At 63.1% G+C, this 18,254-nt stretch carries 11 protein-coding genes; 4 read left to right on the forward strand and 7 right to left on the reverse strand.

Annotated features, from left to right (window positions below):
* The 7 genes from P8Y39_00275 to P8Y39_00305 all read right to left on the reverse strand — a co-directional run bounded on the left by P8Y39_00275 (nucleotide 1) and on the right by P8Y39_00305 (nucleotide 10,872).
* Nucleotides 1-3,948, reverse strand: a complete 3,948-nt coding sequence (locus P8Y39_00275; GenBank protein MEJ2190766.1) for a translocation/assembly module TamB domain-containing protein — start codon at nucleotides 3,946-3,948, stop codon at nucleotides 1-3.
* A gap of 113 nt (nucleotides 3,949-4,061) precedes the next feature.
* Nucleotides 4,062-5,267: an ABC transporter permease gene (locus tag P8Y39_00280; protein MEJ2190767.1), complete on the reverse strand. Its 1,206-nt coding sequence runs from the start codon at nucleotides 5,265-5,267 to the stop codon at nucleotides 4,062-4,064.
* Nucleotides 5,254-5,925: an ABC transporter ATP-binding protein gene (locus P8Y39_00285; GenBank protein MEJ2190768.1), complete on the reverse strand. Its 672-nt coding sequence runs from the start codon at nucleotides 5,923-5,925 to the stop codon at nucleotides 5,254-5,256. The genes P8Y39_00280 and P8Y39_00285 overlap by 14 nt, the downstream gene beginning before the upstream one ends.
* The gene (locus P8Y39_00290; GenBank protein ID MEJ2190769.1) at nucleotides 5,922-7,151 is read right to left on the reverse strand and encodes an efflux RND transporter periplasmic adaptor subunit; all 1,230 of its coding nucleotides are present in this window, start codon (nucleotides 7,149-7,151) and stop codon (nucleotides 5,922-5,924) included. Before P8Y39_00290 ends, P8Y39_00285 begins: the two co-directional genes overlap by 4 nt.
* 3 nt (nucleotides 7,152-7,154) lie before the next feature.
* Nucleotides 7,155-8,603, reverse strand: coding sequence for a TrkH family potassium uptake protein (locus P8Y39_00295; protein ID MEJ2190770.1), 1,449 nt, complete (start codon nucleotides 8,601-8,603; stop codon nucleotides 7,155-7,157).
* 16 nt (nucleotides 8,604-8,619) lie between these two features.
* Entirely contained in the window at nucleotides 8,620-9,966 is a 1,347-nt protein-coding gene (gene trkA, locus P8Y39_00300; GenBank protein MEJ2190771.1) for a Trk system potassium transporter TrkA, read from the reverse strand.
* Between the two features lie 33 nt (nucleotides 9,967-9,999).
* Entirely contained in the window at nucleotides 10,000-10,872 is an 873-nt protein-coding gene (locus P8Y39_00305; protein MEJ2190772.1) for a UbiA-like polyprenyltransferase, read from the reverse strand.
* A gap of 330 nt (nucleotides 10,873-11,202) precedes the next feature.
* On the opposite strand from P8Y39_00305, the gene P8Y39_00310 reads away from it, so the two are divergent.
* From P8Y39_00310 to P8Y39_00325, 4 genes are all read left to right on the forward strand, one after another.
* Nucleotides 11,203-12,423 carry a multiheme c-type cytochrome gene (locus tag P8Y39_00310; protein MEJ2190773.1) on the forward strand — a complete coding sequence of 407 codons (1,221 nt, stop codon included), beginning with the start codon at nucleotides 11,203-11,205 and terminating at the stop codon, nucleotides 12,421-12,423.
* Between the two features lie 487 nt (nucleotides 12,424-12,910).
* On the forward strand, nucleotides 12,911-15,451 hold the full coding sequence (uvrA, locus tag P8Y39_00315; GenBank protein MEJ2190774.1) for an excinuclease ABC subunit UvrA: 2,541 nt from the start codon (nucleotides 12,911-12,913) through the stop codon (nucleotides 15,449-15,451).
* Nucleotides 15,441-16,463, forward strand: coding sequence for an FAD:protein FMN transferase (locus tag P8Y39_00320; GenBank protein ID MEJ2190775.1), 1,023 nt, complete (start codon nucleotides 15,441-15,443; stop codon nucleotides 16,461-16,463). The genes uvrA and P8Y39_00320 overlap by 11 nt, the downstream gene beginning before the upstream one ends.
* Nucleotides 16,464-16,532: 69 nt before the next feature.
* Nucleotides 16,533-18,188, forward strand: a complete 1,656-nt coding sequence (locus P8Y39_00325; protein ID MEJ2190776.1) for a DUF4388 domain-containing protein — start codon at nucleotides 16,533-16,535, stop codon at nucleotides 18,186-18,188.
* Nucleotides 18,189-18,254 lie beyond the last annotated feature (66 nt).

The following is an 18,254-nucleotide window of genomic DNA, read 5'->3' on the forward strand; positions in this document are numbered from 1 at the left end:
CTACTCGAACCGGAACCTGAACGTGATGTCCGCACCAACGCTGCCCCTGTCGTCGCGTCCGCCCAGAAGGGAGACGTTCTCGCCCAGGAGCAGCTCGAGCCTGATTTCCTGCTCCTCCGTGCTGCTGACGGGCGAGGAGTAGGTGACGTAGAGTTTGTCGCTGAGGAGCGTTTTGGAGACGGTTATCCGGGGCGTGAGGGTCCCGGTGCTCCTGGATACGTGGGGGTCTATCTGGACCCTGTCCAGACCCGTGATGTTGGTGAGCCGCTCCTCGATGACGTCCTGCACCTCTCCCGTCAGGAAGGAGGTGGCCTCCGACGCCCCGATACCGCTTTCCAGGCCCGTGAGGTTTTCGCCGTAGTCCCCCAGCGTCAGGAGGGCCAGAAGCTCTTCCTCTTCCAGGTGGGGGTCGGAGCTGAGGTTGAGGTCGAATACCCCGCCCATCCGGCCCTCCAGGTTAAGCCAGATGCGGTAGCCCTTGAGGTTGGTCTCGGCGGCCACCGTAACCAGGGGCCCGAGGGAGTCGGCGTCCATGAAGTCCACGGTGGCGTGCAGGATACGGAACTCGCTGTTTCTGAAGTAGACTTTTCCCTCGGAGGCCTCCACCCTCCCGAAGAGTTTCGGCGCTCCCACGGTGCCTTGCACGTTCAGGTCCACCTCGACGGGCGCCCGTGCTATGTTGTTGTCCAGGCGGACATGCTCCGCACCCTGGACATGCACGTTCAGGCCGACGGTGTCCGGCCAGCCCCGGGAGGCGGCCACCTTGGGGGCGCCGTTGCGGGAGGAGACGAGCCACGTCTTCCAGTCCACCCTTTTGCGGTAGACGGCCCGGTTTATCCGGATATCTCCCGTGAGGTCCTGCCCCCTGGGGGTGCCAACGTAGACGATGTTTCCCCCGATGTTGACCGGGAAGTTTCGCGCAGCCTGGACGTTGACGTCCTCCAGACGCGTCTCTATCTGGAAACGCTTCAGCCCAAACTTCTCAAGCTCGACCACTCCCGTGGCCGAGGCGCGTCCGCCCCCCACCTTCGCCCTGGCGTCCTCGATAATCACCTTGTTGTCGTCCACATAGAGATAGCCCTCCATGTCGCTGAAACGATGAGGAAAGTCCGCCACCGCCAGGTGCCCACCCTCCAGGGTGAGCCCCCCGTCCAGGGACGGCCTTTCCCACGGGCCTTGAAGCGTGAAAACGAAATCCGCCGTGCCCCGGAGGGTCTCGATGGTGTCGGAGAATGCCGTCAGGGGCGCCAGTGACGTACTGCCCTCCAGAGTCACATCCAGGGAGGAGCCCATGTCCAGCCCTCCCGACACCCTCAGAGAGGTGTTGCCGCTTCTGAGCACCATCTTCTGGAACCGGATTTCCCTGTTATGAAGGGCGAGGACGATGTCCGAATCGTTGGCAAAGCCCTGGCCGTACATGGTGAAGGTGAGGGTCCCGAAGCGGGCGGAGCCGCCGAAGCTCTTCCTGTCGCCCGAGAGGCTGGCATGCCCAAGCACGTTGAAGGTAAGGTCCTGGGGGGGCTGCTTGAGGAGGGGGGTGAGGAGAAAGGCATACCGTCCGTACTCGAGATCCACCTCCGCGCTCCAGGGCAGCTCTTCCGTAAGCCCGGCTTTCCCCTGCACCGTCGCCTTGCCGTCCAGGGCGACCCCTTTGAAGAGCAGGGAATCTCCCGTGAGGACGCCGTGGACGGTGGCATTGCCCAGGTCTTGCCCGCGGAAGCTCCCCCGGGCCAGGTCGGCCTCCAGGGTGATGGAGGGGTTCTCGAAAGTGCCCTCTCCCCGGGCCCTCACCGAGAGGGTGTAATCGACGGGGGTTTTCTCGACGAGGTCTCGGAGAGCGAGATTGCCGCCCGATGCCTCGAAGGCAAAGGAGCCCTCGGGGGAGAGATGTCCCTGGAAGTCCAGGGAGGCCCCGTCGGACCGGATATGCCCGTCCTTTGCGCTCACCACTCCGCGGCCAAGGGAGAAAAGAAAAGAGGCCTCCGTCACGGGATGCCCGTACAGGGCCCCCCCGCGTATCCGCACGGGCCCGGCCAGGGTGGGCTCGACCCCCTTGCCCTTCACGGTGAAATCGGCCTTCACCTTGCCCTTGGCGTCGATGTCCTTGCCGAAAAGAACGAGAATATCCCCGAGCGGTGCGCCGGAGAGGGAGACCGCAAGGTCATAGGACGGGTTGCTGAAGTCAAAGAGGCTTGTGGACCCCTTGAAGGTAACCGTGCCTCTGACGGCGTGCGTAACGCCGCCGGCGAGGACGGCCTGGGCGCGGTCCACCTCAAGAAACGTCTCTCCCAGGCGCACACGTGCCCGGACGCTGCCCAGAGGATAGCCGCCGTAAGCGGTCCCGTGGGCCTCCACGTCTCCCTCGAGGACGGGCTCCTCGAAGCTCCCTTTCAGAGAGCCCGCGAAGGCGCCCTCTCCGCTTATCTCCTGAAAATGGGGCGCCAGGGCCGCCCGGAGGTCCCGGGCCAGGAAACGGCAGTCCAGGGAAAGCTCTCTTTTCCCGCGGTCCACGGTGCCTGAAAAGGCTGCCTCCGAGGCCGCCGATTCCATGGTGAACCCCTGGAGGGTGACAACGTCTTCTTTCTCATCGAACTTTCCGGCGATTTTCCTTATTCTTCCCACCGGGTCGCCCGGCCGCTCGCGCGAGGCCGTGAAGACGACCTCTCCGTGCGGGTCGAAATGCATCCCCGCGGTATGAAGCTCCCCTTTAACGCGCCCCGGGGGCAGATTGAGAAAGCCGAGCCCCACAAGCTCCAGGGCGGCGTGGGCGTCTATGCCCTCGAACGAGGCGTCCAGCGTGTAAGGCCTTACCCGGGGGATTCCGATGGACGCCTCCGCCCTGCCCGTGCCGCCATAGAGCCTGCCCTGGGCGGCGGTAAAGCGCATCTGCCCGTTCTCATACGCGATGTCGGAGGCGGTCTCGTCGATTTTCAGGCCGAAGAGCCTGCCTTTGCTCAGGGTGATTCTGCCCCGGCCCACGGGACCCGAGAGCGGTCCCGAGACGGTGCCCTTCAGGTCAACCTGTCCTGTGAGGGTGTACCCGTGCACGCCCAGGGCCTCCATGAGGGTCGCAAGGCGGAAGCCCCCGGCAATTTTCATGTCCAAGGCGGGGTCTCTGACGTCGCCCTCGAGCTTTCCCTGCACCCGGACGGTGCCCTCCCCGGGGTTCTCTAAAGAAAGGGCCTCCTTTACGGCGGAGAAAGGAAGTGCCAGGTCCAGGGCAAGGGCCACCCTGCCCTGGTACGACACCGTGCCCTTCCCTTTCAGTGTCGCCTCCAGGGACTTGACCTCCAGCCTGTCGAGCCGCAGGCCCTTCGGTCCCACAACGGCTTCACCCTCCACGGACGCCTCCACCGCCCTTGTATGCCATACCGAAAGAGGGCCGACCGCCCCGACGGAGAAGGAGACCTCCGGCTCATTGCGGAGAAGCACGGTCGCGTCGAGCCCCGATAGAGTAAGGGGAGAGCCCGTGGGCGAGTCACGGAGCGTGAGGCGGCCTCCCTTGAGGGTGACGACCTTCACCTCCAGGCTGACCGGGGAGTGCGCGCCGTGCCTGCCCCTGAGAAGGCCCGCCAGGGCCTCGAAATCCTTCCTGTCACCCGAGGCCGCGGGCTCCAGAACGCTTAGGCGCTGGATGGTCACGTGCCCGGAAAACAGGGAAGACAGGTTCACGTAGGCCTTTATTCCCTTGCTCCGCAGAACCTCTCTTTTGTCCGGCCCGGCCACCGTGACCCCCCGGGCCTCCACAACAAGGGGCAGGGGTTTTATGAAGATGCGCTCGACATCCACCTGGTAGCCCGTGGCCCGGGTTATGTCGGCCAGGACGGTCCGTCTCAGGTAATCGGAGACGAAAGGTCCGCGAAGGACACGGACGAAAACGGCAAGGGCCACGGCCAGGAAAAGGACGAACAGGACTTTTTTATTCAGTAATTTCCGAGCCTTTCCCATGAATACTTTATGTAGTTTCCTATCGCTAGAGTGCTTTTAGTATACCCAAAAGAAAGGGCCTTCATCCATGCGGAAACGCACAATGCCGCGCTAAAAGGAGAGGCTCGGGCGGGTTATTCGTATCTCAGGGCGACGATGGGGTCGTAGCGGGCTGCCTTCCGGGCTGGGTAGACGCCGAAGAAGACACCCACGGCCACGGAGAAGAAAAAGGCCAGCACCACGGACCAGAGCTGCAGATGGGTGGGCAGGTAAGAGACAAAGTACGGAAGCACGGTTGCCAGGCCGCCCCCGAGCACGATTCCGGCGGAGCCTCCCAGAACGCTCAGGGTGACGGACTCCACCAGGAACTGCAGAAGGATGTCCGAGTTCCGGGCCCCCATGGCTTTCCGGATGCCGATTTCCCTGGTGCGCTCCCGCACCGAGACGAGCATGATGTTCATAATGCCGATGCCGCCCACCAGAAGGGAGATTGCGGCGATGCCGGCCAGGACCGCGGTCATGATGGCCAGTATCTTGTTCATCACGCTGAGCATCTCGTCCTGGCTCAGGATGGTGAAGTCCTCCCTGCCGGCGTGCCTCCTGGTCAGTATCTCGGTTATCTCCTTCTTGGCCCTCTTTATGTACTCCGGCCCACGGACTTTGACCGTGATGTTCAGGAGGGCGTCGGTATCAAAGAGCTCCCGGGCCGCCGTGACCGGGATAAAGACCACGTCATCGAGGTCGCTGCCCAGGGTGACGCCCTTCTTCTCCATCACGCCCACGACCCGGTACTTGGCGTCCCCCAGGGTAACGATGGCCCCCAGGGGGTTCTGGTCCCCCAGGATCTCCCTCTTGACCGTGCGCCCCAGAACGCAGACCTTGCGGCTGGCCTCCACCTCGGAGCGCGTGAAGGGCCTCCCGACCTCGATGCCCAGGTTCCTGACGGGGAAATACTTCTCCGTGGCCCCCACGATGTAGGTGTCCCGGGAGCGGCCGTCGTGCTTTATCCAGGATGTGCCGAGCATTACGGGGACCGCTTCCTCCACGCTTCCGGAGCGCTTTTCCAGGAGCACGGCGTCGTCATAGACCAGTTTCCTTACCGAGGAGGTCCCCATGTGCATGCCTCCTTCCTTGGAGGTCTTTCCCGGCACGACGATAAGGATGTTGGAGCCCAGCTCCCCCAGTTCCTGCTTGATGTAGCTGCGGGCCCCCTCGCCGATGGACACCAGCAGAATGACCGCGGCTACCCCTATGATGACGCCCAGCATGGTCAGGACGCTCCGCATCCTGTTTACGCGGAGGGAGTCGCCGGAAATCCTCAGGGTCTCAAAAACATCCATCGTAGCAAAGACCGTCCCTCATGGAGATGATGCGCCCCGCTCGGCGGCCGATGTCGGCCTCGTGGGTGACCATGATGATGGTGGCCCCCTCGGCGTGAAGCCCGGCCACCAGGTCCATTATCTCCTGGCCGGACCGCGTGTCGAGGTTGCCGGTGGGCTCGTCGGCCAGGATGATGGCGGGGTTGTTTATCAGGGCCCGGGCGATGGCCACCCGCTGCTGCTCGCCGCCGGAGAGCTCACTGGGCTTGTGGTTGGACCGCGGGGCAAGGCCCACCCTCTCCAGCATCCGCATCGCCCTGTCCTTGCGCTCCACGGCCGGAACGCCCATATACAGGAGGGGAAGTTCCACGTTCTTCCAGGCCGGCAGGCGCGGGAGAAGATTGAAGCTCTGAAAGACAAACCCGATTTTCTTGTTCCGGAGGGCTGCAAGCTCGTTGTCTGACTTGCCGGCTACCTCCGCGCCTTCCAGGAGGTACTCTCCGGAGGTGGGCCGGTCCAGGCAGCCCAGGAGATGGAGAAGCGTGGACTTGCCCGACCCCGAAGGCCCCATGACGGCCACGAACTCCCCCTTTCCGACCGTAAGGCTGATTCCCCTGAGGACCTCTACCTGGATTTTGGGCAGGACGTAGACTTTCCTGACATCTTTCAGCTCTATCATCCTTCCGCCCTTACCCTGGCCCCCGCCTTGAGCCCCGGCACGTCGGGGTTGACGATAACCACGTCCTCCGGGCTCAGGCCCGAAAGGACCTGGGTATGGGTCCAGTCCGAAAGGCCCACGGTGACCTCCCGGAGGGCGGCCCTGTCGCCGTCCTTTACGTAGACGAACTTCTTTCCGTCCCTGTCCACCACGGCCTGGGACTCGATGACCAGGGCGTCCTGGACCGTCTCGACGACAATCTCCGTGTCGGCGGACATCCCCGTCTTGAGCACCACGGTGGGGTCCTTGAGCCGGGTCCTCACCTCGAAGGTCCTGCTCTCCAGCCGTCCGCCCGTGACCACCGGGGAAATCCTGTAAACCTCGCCCCGAAAGGTGCGGCCGGGATAGGCGTCCATGGTCACCCGGACGGGCTGGCCCACCCTGACCTTCCCCACGTCAGCCTCGTCTACGAAGGACTCTATGTAGAGGGATTCGGGGGAAATCATGGCCGCCACCAGGGTCCCCTTGGTCACGGTCTGCCCCAGGTCCACGGGCCTTTCGGTCACAATGCCGGAGATGGGGGCCTTGATGAAGGAGTACTGGTAGGTGAGCCGGGCCAGCTCGAGGTTCTTTCCGGCCTCCCGGACAGCCGCCCGCTGGGCGCGTATCTCGTCCTTGCGGGCCTGAAGAAGGCTCTTGCGCGAAAGGGCGTTCTGAAGCGCGGACTCGGCCACCTGGTACTCCCGCTGCACGGCGGCCATGTCCAGGTCCGAGAAGAAACCCTTCTTCTGAAGCTCCTGGAGCTTCTGGTGGCGCGCCCGGACTTCCTTCAGCTCGGCCTGCGCCTTCTCGATGCCTGTTTCCACCTCCACCTGAAACGCCTCGTAGGAGGCGCGCATCTGCTGGAGAGAGGCCCGGGCCCTCGCACGGGCGGCCTCTGCGAGCTCCAGATTGAGCCGGGCCTCCACGGGGTCGATCTCGGCGATGGTGTCCCCCTCCTTGAGGATGTCACCCTCCACCACAGGGAGCGAGGAGAGCCTGCCCGTGCGCTGGGCGGTTATCTTTACCTCTGTGTCCGCCCGGATGGTGCCCGTGGAGGTGGCCGTCACGGTAAGGGCGAAGTCGCGCCTTTCGACGGGCTGGGTTTTTACCTCTACGGTGACGTGCGTCCTTGTGTAGACGAGAAACCCCAGGGCGGCCAGGGCGATGAGGATGAGCCAGAAGCCCGTTCTTTTATATATTTTCATCCGCTACTTCTTCCAGAACCTCGGCACAAAGAGAACTATCACGGTGTAGACCTCGAGCCTGCCGGCCAGCATGCAGAAAATCAGTACCCATTTCCCCGCTGCGGGCAACCCGGCATAATTCTCCGCGGGGCCGGCCGCACCCAGGGCCGGGCCCACGTTGCTCATGGCCGATACGACCGTGGAAGCGCTGGTCACGAGGTCCAGCCCGAGGGCGGTCATCGCCAGGATTGCCAGCGCATAGATGGTGAGGAACAGAAACAGAAACCCCCAGATGCTTCCCAGCACCTCCTTCGGCACGAACCGCCGGTCCAGCTTCATCGTGGTGACCGCATGGGGGTGGATAAGCTGGTAGAGCTCCCGATAGCCCTGCTTGAGCATCAGGAGGACCCGCACCTGTTTCATCCCCCCGCCGGTGGAACCGACCATGCTTCCAAAGAACATGAGCAACACAAGGAGCGCCTGGACGAAAGGCGGCCAGAGCCCGTAGTCCGCCGTGGTATATCCCGTCGTGGTCATGACCGAAACGACCTGAAAGGCCGCGTATCTGACGGACGTAATTATATTTTCGTATTCCGAGCCGGCAATTTTCAAGGTCACCAGCACGATGGCCACCAGGGTGACGGTGACGTAGAACCGGAACTCACTGCTTCGCCAGAACCGGGAGAGCTCTCCGCGGAACCCGCGGAAGTACAGCGTGTAGTTGACGCCCGCCATGAACATGAAAAGCGTGGCCACGACGTCGATGAAGGGGCTTCGATAGGAGGCCAGGCTTGCGTTTCTGGTGGAGAACCCGCCCGTGGCCAAGGTGGTGAAGGCATGGCAGAAGGCGTCATAGAGGTCCATGCCCCCTGCCGCATACAGGAGCACGGCCAGGCCCGTCAGGGCGGCGTAGATGTACCAGAGGGCCTTGGCCGTATCGATGATGCGGGGGCGGAGCTTGTCCACCGTCACCTCCGGCACCTCTGCCTTGAAAAGCTGCATCGCCCCGCTTCCCACCAGAGGCAGGACGGCCAAAGCGAAGAGAATGATGCCCATCCCCCCTATCCACTGGGTGAGATGCCGCCAGAAGAGTATCCCCCGCGGCATGCCCTCTATGTCGGTCACCACGGTGGCCCCCGTGGTGGTAAACCCGGCCATCGCCTCGAAATAGGCGTCGGTGAAGGAAGGGAGGTCCCCCGAGAGCACGTACGGCAGGGAGCCCAGCAGACTGGCCACCAGCCAGCTCAGGGTGACCACGGCGAAGACGTCGCGGTGCCGGAGGCTCTCCTTCCTGTGCTTCCGGGTAAGGACATAGAGGAGGGCGCCGCCCAGGAGGCAGAGTCCGAAAGTGACCAGGAGCGCCTGGATGCCGGGCTGCGCGCCCAGGGAGGAGATGGCCACCGGAACGACGAGGAAGAGAGAAAGGATAAGCAGGACCGAACCGATGAAGTTCAGGATGAGGGGAAGGTTCATCTCCTCCGGGCCCGTCTCACTCCAGGAGGCTCTCCACGTTCTTGATCGATTCCCGCAGGGTGAAGAAGATGAGCTTGTCGCCCTCGTGCACGGTGTCCTGGCCCGAGGGGATGATGATCTTGTTGTCCTCCCGGACGATGGCCCCCACCAGGGCGGACTTGGGCAGCCGGACGTCCTTGAGCTGCTTGTTGATGAGGGCCGAGGAGCCCCCGATGCGCGCCTCAAGGATCTCGGCCTTGTCATCGGCCACGGAGGTGATGGAAAGGATGTCCCCCCGCCGGACATATTTCAGGATGGAGCTTGCCGTGATGACGCGGGGGCTCAGGACGGCCTGAAGCCCCAGGCCGCGCGCCAGGGCGAGATAGTCCGGCCTGTTGACGATGGTGATGGTCTTTTTGGCCCCGAGGCGCTTGGCCAGGAGGGAGGACATTATGTTCAGCTCCTCGTTGTTGGAGACCGAGACGAAGGCATCCATGTCGGCGATATTCTCCTCCTTGAGCAGCGCCTCGTCGGAGCCGTCCCCATGAAGGACGATAGCCTTTCTCAGGCTCCGGCTGATGAACTTGGACCTTCCGGCGTCCCTCTCGATGACCTTTACATCGGCGCGGGACTCCATGGCGGCGGCCACCGCCAGGCCCACCCGTCCGCCGCCGGCTATCATGATTTTCTTGGCCGGTTTGGTGGAGGCCCCGAGGAAGCGGATGGCATCGCCCACCTCCCATTTTTTCACGGGCATGTGGATGACGTCCTCGGGGAGGATAACGTCATCGCCCGTGGGGATGATGACGGTGCCGTCCCTCTCGATGATGCCGATGAGGAACTTCTTGGGAGGCACCAGGTCGCGTATGCTTTTCAGGGGCTTGCCGGTGATGGCCGAGTCATTCGGCATCCGGAACCCCACGACCTTGATGAGGCCCTCCTCGAAGTCCTCCACATCGGTGGCGAAGGGAGTTTCCAGGAGGCGGACGACCGCCCCGGCCACCTCCATCTCGGGGCTGATGGCCGGGTCTATGTCCAGGTGCTCCTTGCTCAGGAGCTTCTCGTTGCGGAAATACTCGGGGTTGCGGAGGCGGGCTATCTTGCGGGGAATGGCGAACATGGCCTTGCCCAGCATGCAGGCTATCATGTTCGTCTCGTCGCTGTCGGTGACAGCCAGGAGGATGTCGGCGTTTTCCGCACCCGCTTCCTTGAGCCCGGAGGGCGAACACCCGTCGGCCACCACCGTGCCCACGTCCACCTCTTCGCTGATCCTTTCGAGCTTGGCCGCGTCGCGGTCCACCACCACCACGTCCTGTTTCTCCAGGGCCAGGAACTTGGTGACCTGGTAGCCCACCTCTCCGGCGCCGACGACAATTACGCGCATAGCTGATTATATATCACTTTTGCCTCTCCGGGCTCAACGGAGGAAAACCTCCGCCGCGGTGAAAAAGAGGACCGTCACGCTGATATAGCCGTTCATGTTGAAGAAGGCCATGTCCAGCCTGCTCAGGTCGTCGGCGCGCACCAAGGAGTGCTCGTAGAGGAAGAGGCCACCGACCACGAGGAGGCCTCCCCAGTACCAGGGGCCGAACCCGAAGAGCACGCCCGTGAGGGCCAGAAACCCCCAGGAAAGAAGATGCAGGAGGCGCGCCAGAAGGAGCGCCCTCTTTACGCCGAACCGCGCGGGCACCGAGAAAAGGCCCTCCTTTCTGTCGAACTCCACGTCCTGGAGGGCATAGAGGATGTCAAACCCCGGAAGCCAGAAGAAAACCGCCAGGGCCAGGGGGACGGCCCGCCAGTCGAAGGTTCCCCGGACGGCTATCCAGGCTCCCAGGGGAGCGGCCGAAAGCGCCAGCCCCAGGACGAAGTGGGAGGCCCACGTAAACCTCTTGGTAAGCGAATAGACGGCCAGGACCGCCACGGCGATGGGCGAGAGCTTCAGGCAGAGGGGGTTGAGCATGGCGGCAGCAAGCACCATCAGACCCAGCGAGACAAGAGAGAAGAAAAGCGCGTGCTGGGCACGTATCGTCCCGGAGGGAAGCTCCCGGGAACGGGTCCGGGGGTTTCTGGCGTCCACCTTCCGGTCTATGACCCTGTTCAGGCCCATGGCTCCGCTCCTGGCACCCACCATGGCGACGATAATCCACAGGAGCGTCCACCAGCGGGGAACTCCGCCCGCCGCGATGACGGCAGCCGTTAGGGCGAAGGGCAGAGCAAATACCGAATGGGCGACCTTGACCATCCGGAGGTACAGTGAAACGCTCTTGAGAATGCCGTTTTTCGGGCTCATGGCAAACTCTGATTATACCGCACCTCCGACGTCCCATCAAATGAAGGGGGGAAGCGGATGCCATTCGGGAAAAAGAAGTGCGCCTGCTCCTTCCGGGGAGGGGAAAGAAGGCAGGCGCACCGTTCATGGCGTCCCCCAGGGAGCGGAACGCCGGTAAACAAGTTGCGCAGTTTCTAAACTATACATGACCTCCCCCTGCCCTGTCAATTCCCTGTAAAAGATGCCCGGTATGACGTGGGTCATACCGGGCACGCCTCGGACCCGCTATAGTGGTGCTGTTTCTTGAGAGCGCGGCAGTTCACATGCATTCCACATCGGAGGAGGAGCTTTATGACAGCAGTGAGGCTCATGGTAACGGTTTTGTTTCTGGCACTGCCCTCCCTGGCCATTTCGGCACAGGAGAGCACCTGCATCAGCTGCCACAGGGAGATAACCCCCAATATCGTGGAGCAGCACCTCTCGGGCAAGATGGGAAAGAAGGGGCTTGACTGCTCCGTCTGCCACGGCTCCGAGCACACCTCGGCCGAGGACGTCCAGAAGGCCAAGATGCCCACCCCCGAGACCTGTGCTTCCTGCCACCAGAAGCAGGTGGCCCAGTACAAGGAAGGCAAGCACAGCCTCGCCTGGATAGCCATGAAGGCAATGCCCATGCTGAACCACCAGCCGAGCCCCATCGTGGCCGAAGGGTACAAGGGGTGCTCCGGCTGCCACAAGGTAGGGCTCAAATCCGCCGAGGAGCTCAAGCAGTACGCTTACGGAAGCGGGGCCTGCGACTCCTGCCACACCCGGCACACCTTCTCCGCGAAAGAAGCCCGCGACCCCAGGGCCTGCCAGACCTGCCACATGGGCTTTGACCATCCCCAGTGGGAGATGTGGTCCACCTCCAAGCACGGCACCATCTGGCAGATAGAGGGGCGGGGGAGCAAACGCGCCCCGACCTGCCAGACCTGCCACATGCCCGGCGGAGACCACGATGTGATGACGGCCTGGGGTTTTCTGGCTCTGAGGCTCCCGGAGCAGGACCCAGCGTGGATGGCCGACCGGGTGACCATACTGAAGGCCCTGGGCGTCCTGGACGCCGAGGGCAACCCGACCGAGAGGTTCGACGTGGTCAAGGCCGGCAAGGTGGCCCGCCTCACCAGGGAGGGGTTCCAGGAGCAGCGTGAGCAGATGCTCGGGGTCTGCTCCAACTGCCATAGCAGCTCCTTCGCCCGCGGACAGCTCGAGGCCGCCGACCAGATCGTTCGCGAGAGCGACCGCGTCCTGGCCCAGGCCATCAGAATCGTTAATGGGCTCTATGAGGACGGCATTCTTGCCAAGCCCGCCGGCTGGCACTACGCGCCGGACCTCCTTCAGTTCTACGAGGCCAAAAGCTCCGTGGAGCAGGACCTATTCCTCATGCTCCTTGAGTACCGCAATCGAGCCTTCCAGGGGGCCTTCCACTTCAACCCCGACTACATGCACTGGTACGGCTGGGCGCCCCTGAAGGAATCCCTGGCCAGGATAAGGGAGGACGCCGCGCAGATGAGAAGCGCGTCCGAAAAGAAATGACACCCCCGGCACATCCCTCAGGGAGGGGCCCCGCCCCCGCGGCCCCTCCCTTCCCATACTCCCCGCGGCCGATGGATTCATTGCCCCTCCCGGGCCCATAAAGGGATACGGACGGCTAGCCGGGATGCCTCCTTGCCATCTGCATCCCCCTCTTCAGCTGTCACCTGAGGCCTCAAGATATTAAAGTTGTTTATGAATGTATAGCATATAAGTCCCTGTTTTGACTAGATATGTTGTTCCTTGGCTCTCACGGGGTGGCGGCCATGAGCGCGGTTGTCCGCTCCCCGTCGCCGGGGGCCTGCCCCCCGGCCACCCATCACATGGGCCGGGAGATAACCTGCCCTCCCCTATGGGCGGTGAGAAATTCCCGCAAGCCCCGGTGCAGCAAACGCTCGGGGTTTCACCGACGTGGGGCTGGCCCCTCCGGTTGCCCGGCGCGCCGCAATTTATTTATATTAAAAGGTTAAGGAAAAACGTTTCCCCAGCAATGCAGAACTCCATAGTGATAAAGGGAGCCAGGGAGCATAACCTCAAGGGGATAGACCTGGTCATCCCCCGCAGCCGCATCACGGTCATCACGGGGCCATCGGGCTCGGGGAAGTCATCCCTGGCCATCGACACCATCTATGCAGAGGGCCAGAGGCGCTACGTCGAGAGCCTCTCGGCCTACGCCCGGCAGTTCCTGGAGCAGCTGCAGAAGCCAGACGTGGACTCCATGGAGGGCCTCTCCCCCTCCATCGCCATAACGCAGAGGACGGTGGCCAGGAGCCCCCGCTCCACGGTGGGCACCATCACCGAGATTTACGACTACATGCGGGTCCTGTACACGCGCATCGGCAAGGCCTTCTGCTACCGGTGCGGGGCGCCCATCACCAGCCAGGACGCCGAGACCATCATAGAGACGGTGATGGGGATGCCCGAAGGGAGCCGCATCCAGATACTGGCCCCCGTGGTCCGCGACAGGAAGGGGGAGTACAAGAGGGAGCTTCAGCAGATGCGGGCGGAGGGCTTCATCCGCGCCCGGATTGACGGAGAGATGACGGACCTCACCGGGGAGATAAGCCTGAAGAGGCATCAGCGGCACACCATAGAGGTCGTCATAGACCGGCTCATCATCAAGCCCAATGTCTCCCGCCCCCTGCGCGCGGCCATAGAGACGGCCCTGAAGTACGCCGACACGGTCATCATAAACCTGACGGACGAGGACCGGGACATCCCCCTGAGCAGGACCATGGCCTGCCCGCGCTGCGGCATCAGCTACCCGGAGATTACGCCCCGTTTCTTCTCCTTCAACAGCCGCCTGGGGGCCTGCCCTACGTGCCGTGGACTGGGATTTCAGGACCTCTGGGAGGACGGCGAAGACGAGTCCCCCGAGGAGCTCAGGCCCTGCAGGACCTGTGGAGGACTCCGCCTGAGGAAGGAGGCCCTGCACATCAGGGTGGGCGGCATCAATATCGGGGAGTTTTCCCGCAAGCCGGCCGAGGGGGCTCTCCGTTTTATCCGGGACCTCTCCCTGAGCGAACGGGAACGCACCATCGGGGCGCGCATCCTCGCCGAAGTGCAGGACAGGCTCACCTTCCTGGGCAAGGTCGGCCTGGGCTACCTCACCCTGGACAGGCCCTCCATGACCCTTTCGGGAGGCGAGGCCCAGAGGATACGGATTGCCACCCAGATGGGCTCCTCTCTTACGGGGGTGCTCTACGTCCTGGACGAGCCCAGCATCGGGCTTCATCCCCGAGACTGCACCCGCATGCTCGAGAGCCTCTCGTCCATCCGAGACAGGGGAAACACCGTCATCGTGGTGGAGCACGACGAGGAGACCATGCGGTGGGCCGACCACATCGTGGACATGGGCCCCGGGGCCGGGGTGCGGGGGGGATGGGTGGTGGCCGCGGGAAGCCCCTCGGAGGTGGAGCGGGAAGCGCAATCGGCGACGGGGAGGTTCCTCTCCGGAGAGCAGGGCATCCCCCTTCCCCCTCGGCGCCGGACCCCCGCGGGCTACCTGGAGATAACGGGAGCGGCGGAGTTCAACCTCAAGAACCTGGCCGTCGACGTCCCCCTGGGGGTCTTCGTCTGTGTCTCCGGCGTCTCGGGCTCCGGCAAGAGCACCCTCGTCTTCGAGGTCCTTTTCAAGGCTTTGAGGAGGCACCTCGGCCGAAGAGGCGTCCCGGGGAAGCACCGCCGCAGGATAAAGCGCGTCAAGGGGATGGAGAACATCGACCGCGTCATTTGCGTGGAACAGGCCCCCCTGGGACGGACGCCCCGTTCCAACCCGGCCACCTACTCGGGGGTATTCACCCTCATCCGGGAGCTGTTCGCCCGGCTTCCGGACTCCCGGGTGCGGGGGTACAAGGCCTCGCGGTTCAGCTTCAACGTCGAGGGGGGCCGTTGCGAGACCTGCCACGGCGACGGGATGAGGAAAGTGGAGATGCACTTCCTTCCCGACGCCTTCGTCCCCTGCGACACCTGCGGCGGCAAGCGCTACAACAAGGAAACCCTGGACATACGCTACAGGGACAAGAGCATTGCGGACGTCCTTGCGATGACCGTCTCGGAGGCCCGCACCTTCTTCGAGGCCGTCCCCCCGCTCAGGCAGAAGCTCGAGATACTGGAGGACGTGGGCCTGGGCTACGTTCCGCTGGGGCAGCCGGCCCCGACGCTCTCGGGGGGAGAGGCCCAGAGGATGCGGCTTTCCAGGGAGCTGGGGAAAAAATCCACGGGAAAGACGCTCTACATCCTCGATGAGCCAACCACGGGCCTGCACTTCGTGGACATCGAGATGCTCCTGGGGGTCCTGAACACCCTCGTGGAAAGGGGCAACACGGTCCTGGTCATCGAGCACAACCTGGACATCCTGAAATCGGCCGATTATATTATAGACCTTGGCCCCGAAGGGGGAGAGCGGGGGGGCAGGCTGGTGGCCTTTGGCACGCCCGAGGAGGTGGCCCGCTCCAGGGCGTCTCATACCGGCTCGTTCCTCAAGCGGAAGCTCGGGCCCGCCCGGAGGGTAAACAGGCATGCGAAATAGATTTCTTCCCGTCATTCTGGCCTTTTTCGTCCTTCTGGCCTGCACGCGGCAGGGCGGAGAGCGGATGTTCAGGAAGACCACGTTTGCCATGGACACCATGGTCACCGTCACCGTGGTCTCGAAATCGGAGGACAAGGCCGGGGCGGCCATAGAGGCCGCCTTCCAGGAAATCCGCAGGCTTGAGAGGCTCCTGAGCTTCTGGACCCGGGACAGCGAGATAGCCGCCATCAACCGGGAGGCCGGACGAAGCCCCGTTAACGTCTCCCCTGAGACCCTCGAAATCGTGGAGCGGGCCCTCCAGGTGTCCCGCCTCACCGGCGGCGCTTTCGACCCCACCATCGGCCCCGTCATCCGCCTCTGGGACTTCAGAAAGAAGATAAAGCCCGGGCCGGAGGCCGTCAAGGAAGCCCTGGCCCGGGTGGGCTACCGGGCCATAGAGGTGGACAGGCAGAAGCGGACGGTCTACCTGAGCCGCGCGGACATGTCCTTTGACACCGGCGGGATAGCCAAGGGCTATGCCGCCGACAAGGCCGTGCAGGTCCTCAAGCAAAAGGGCATCCGGGCCGGGCTGGTCTCTGTGGCGGGGGACATCAGGGCCTTCGGCACAAAGCCCGGCGGCGGTGGGTGGAGCGTCGGCATACGCAATCCGAGGCCCGAGGCCGGAGGAGCCGGCGAGGACGAACTCATCGCCGTCCTTCCTCTTCGGGACCAGGCCGTGTCCACCTCGGGTGACTACGAGCGGTACTTCATCCGAAACGGCGTCAGGTACCACCACCTCCTGGACCCCCGGACCGGATACCCGGCCCGGGGCCTGGTGAGTGTGACCGTGGTGGCCCCGGAGGCCGTCCTCACCGACGGCCTCGCCACGGGGGTATTCGTCATGGGCCGGAAAAAAGGCCTCGAGCTTCTGGAAAAAAACGGGTTCGAGGGCGTCCTGGTCGATGAGGAGGGCAAGCGGTATGTAACCGCGGGGCTTGAGGGGAGAATTCAGTGGGTTTCACCGAAACGGTGATTTCCCTCTCTTGACTATTATCCGGGGCATCTTTATATTTAATTATATTTTATTAAAGAGATTTATGATATGGGTGTAAAGAAAATTCTGATTTTCAATGAAAATGAGAAGGAAAGGCACCTCCTCGGAGACCTTCTGCGGGCCGAGGACTTCATCGTTTTCGAGACCGGCCGTGTCCTGGAGAGCATCCATTACCTGAAGAAGGAAGACATAGGGATGGTCCTGGCAAGCCAGGGTATGAGCTCCACGGAGACCGCTGAGTTCAGGGATATCGTGCAGAGGACGAGGCCCGATGTGACCGTTCTCTTCCTGGACGCGATGGCCAGCGACGAAGGGAAGCTCTCCATAAGCCACGAGGGGTTCAAGCAGTTCCTCCAGGACTCCATTCGCCGGGAGGACGCCCTGAACGGGCGCCTCGGGGAGATGAAGAACTTCCTGTTCTCCTTCCTGGACCGCATCCTTCAGGTCTTCGAGGTCGACGACCGGTTCTTCTTCAATAACGACCAGCTTGTGGCGAGCCTTTCGGTGAAGATAGCCCGGCGGATGGGCCTGGACGAAGACACCGTGGACGCCGTTCGCTGCGCCGCCCTGCTGAAGGACATCGGGAAAGTGGGCATCCAGAACAAGCTGCTGGCCGAGAGCAGGCGCTTTACGTCTAACGAGTTTCTCTCCATCAAGACCCATCCCCTGAATGCCGTGGAGATACTGCGCGACGTCCGGTTCCCCTGGGACGTGGATTCCATCATCGCCCAGCACCACGAGAACTACGACGGCAGCGGCTACCCCGCGGGTCTCCGGGGCAGGCAGATATCCATCGGGGCCCGCATCGTGCACATCTCGGACTCCTATGTGGCCATGACCACCGACCGCCCCTACCGGAAGGCCCTCTCCAGCGAAGAGGCCGTCGGCGAGATCACGAAGTCCACCGGGAAGGAGTTCGACCCCGAGGTGGTGGAGGTCTTCATGCAGGTCCTGAAGGAGGAACCCTCCGAGGTGGCGGCCAAGAGGTCCATCCTCCTTCTGGAGAGGCAGCCCACGCTCTCGGCCCTCATACGGCTCAGCGTGGATGCCAATGAGACCAAGGTGGTGCACGTATCAAACAGCCTGGACGCCATCCGCGTCTCGAAGCAGCGGCAGCCGGACCTCATCGTGGCGGACGTGGAGCTCCTGGACCAGAAGACCTTCATCCATTTCTATAACACCATGCAGGAGATACCCGGCATCCGCGAGAAGCCCTTCATTTTCATCCTCCCCAATGCCGAGTACCCGAGGCATTTCAGGGGCGAAAAGCTCCTGTACCTGGTCAGTCCCGTCAACATGGGAGAGCTGGTCTCCGCCATCCGCACGATGCTGGACGGGGCGGCGCCCCCGAAGGAGGAGAGAAAGAAAGAACCCCGGGGGCTTTCGGGCTCGCTTGAGGACTTCAACCTCACCGATATCATCCAGATACTGAACCTCGGCCTGAAGACCGCGAAGATAGAGCTTTTCACGGAGGGCGCCGACGGCGATATCTACATGAGCCACGGCAAGATAGTCCATGCCTCCACGGGCTCCCTGAGCGGACGGGAGGCCTTCTTCGAGATGGCCAGGTGGGCGTCCGGCAACTTCCACATCGTTCACGGCGAGACGACCGGGGACGTCAACATCAAGACCGACACCATGCACCTCCTTCTGGAGACCGCCCGCGTGTTCGACGAGGAAAAGCGCACCTACGGCAGCAACTGAGAGGCTGCCCGCCCTGCGGTGCAAAGAAAAGGCCTCCTCGAAGGGAGGCCTTTTTCACGGCAGCTA

Source organism: Nitrospirota bacterium, assembly GCA_037386965.1.
GTDB lineage: Bacteria > Nitrospirota > Thermodesulfovibrionia > Thermodesulfovibrionales > JdFR-86 > JARRLN01.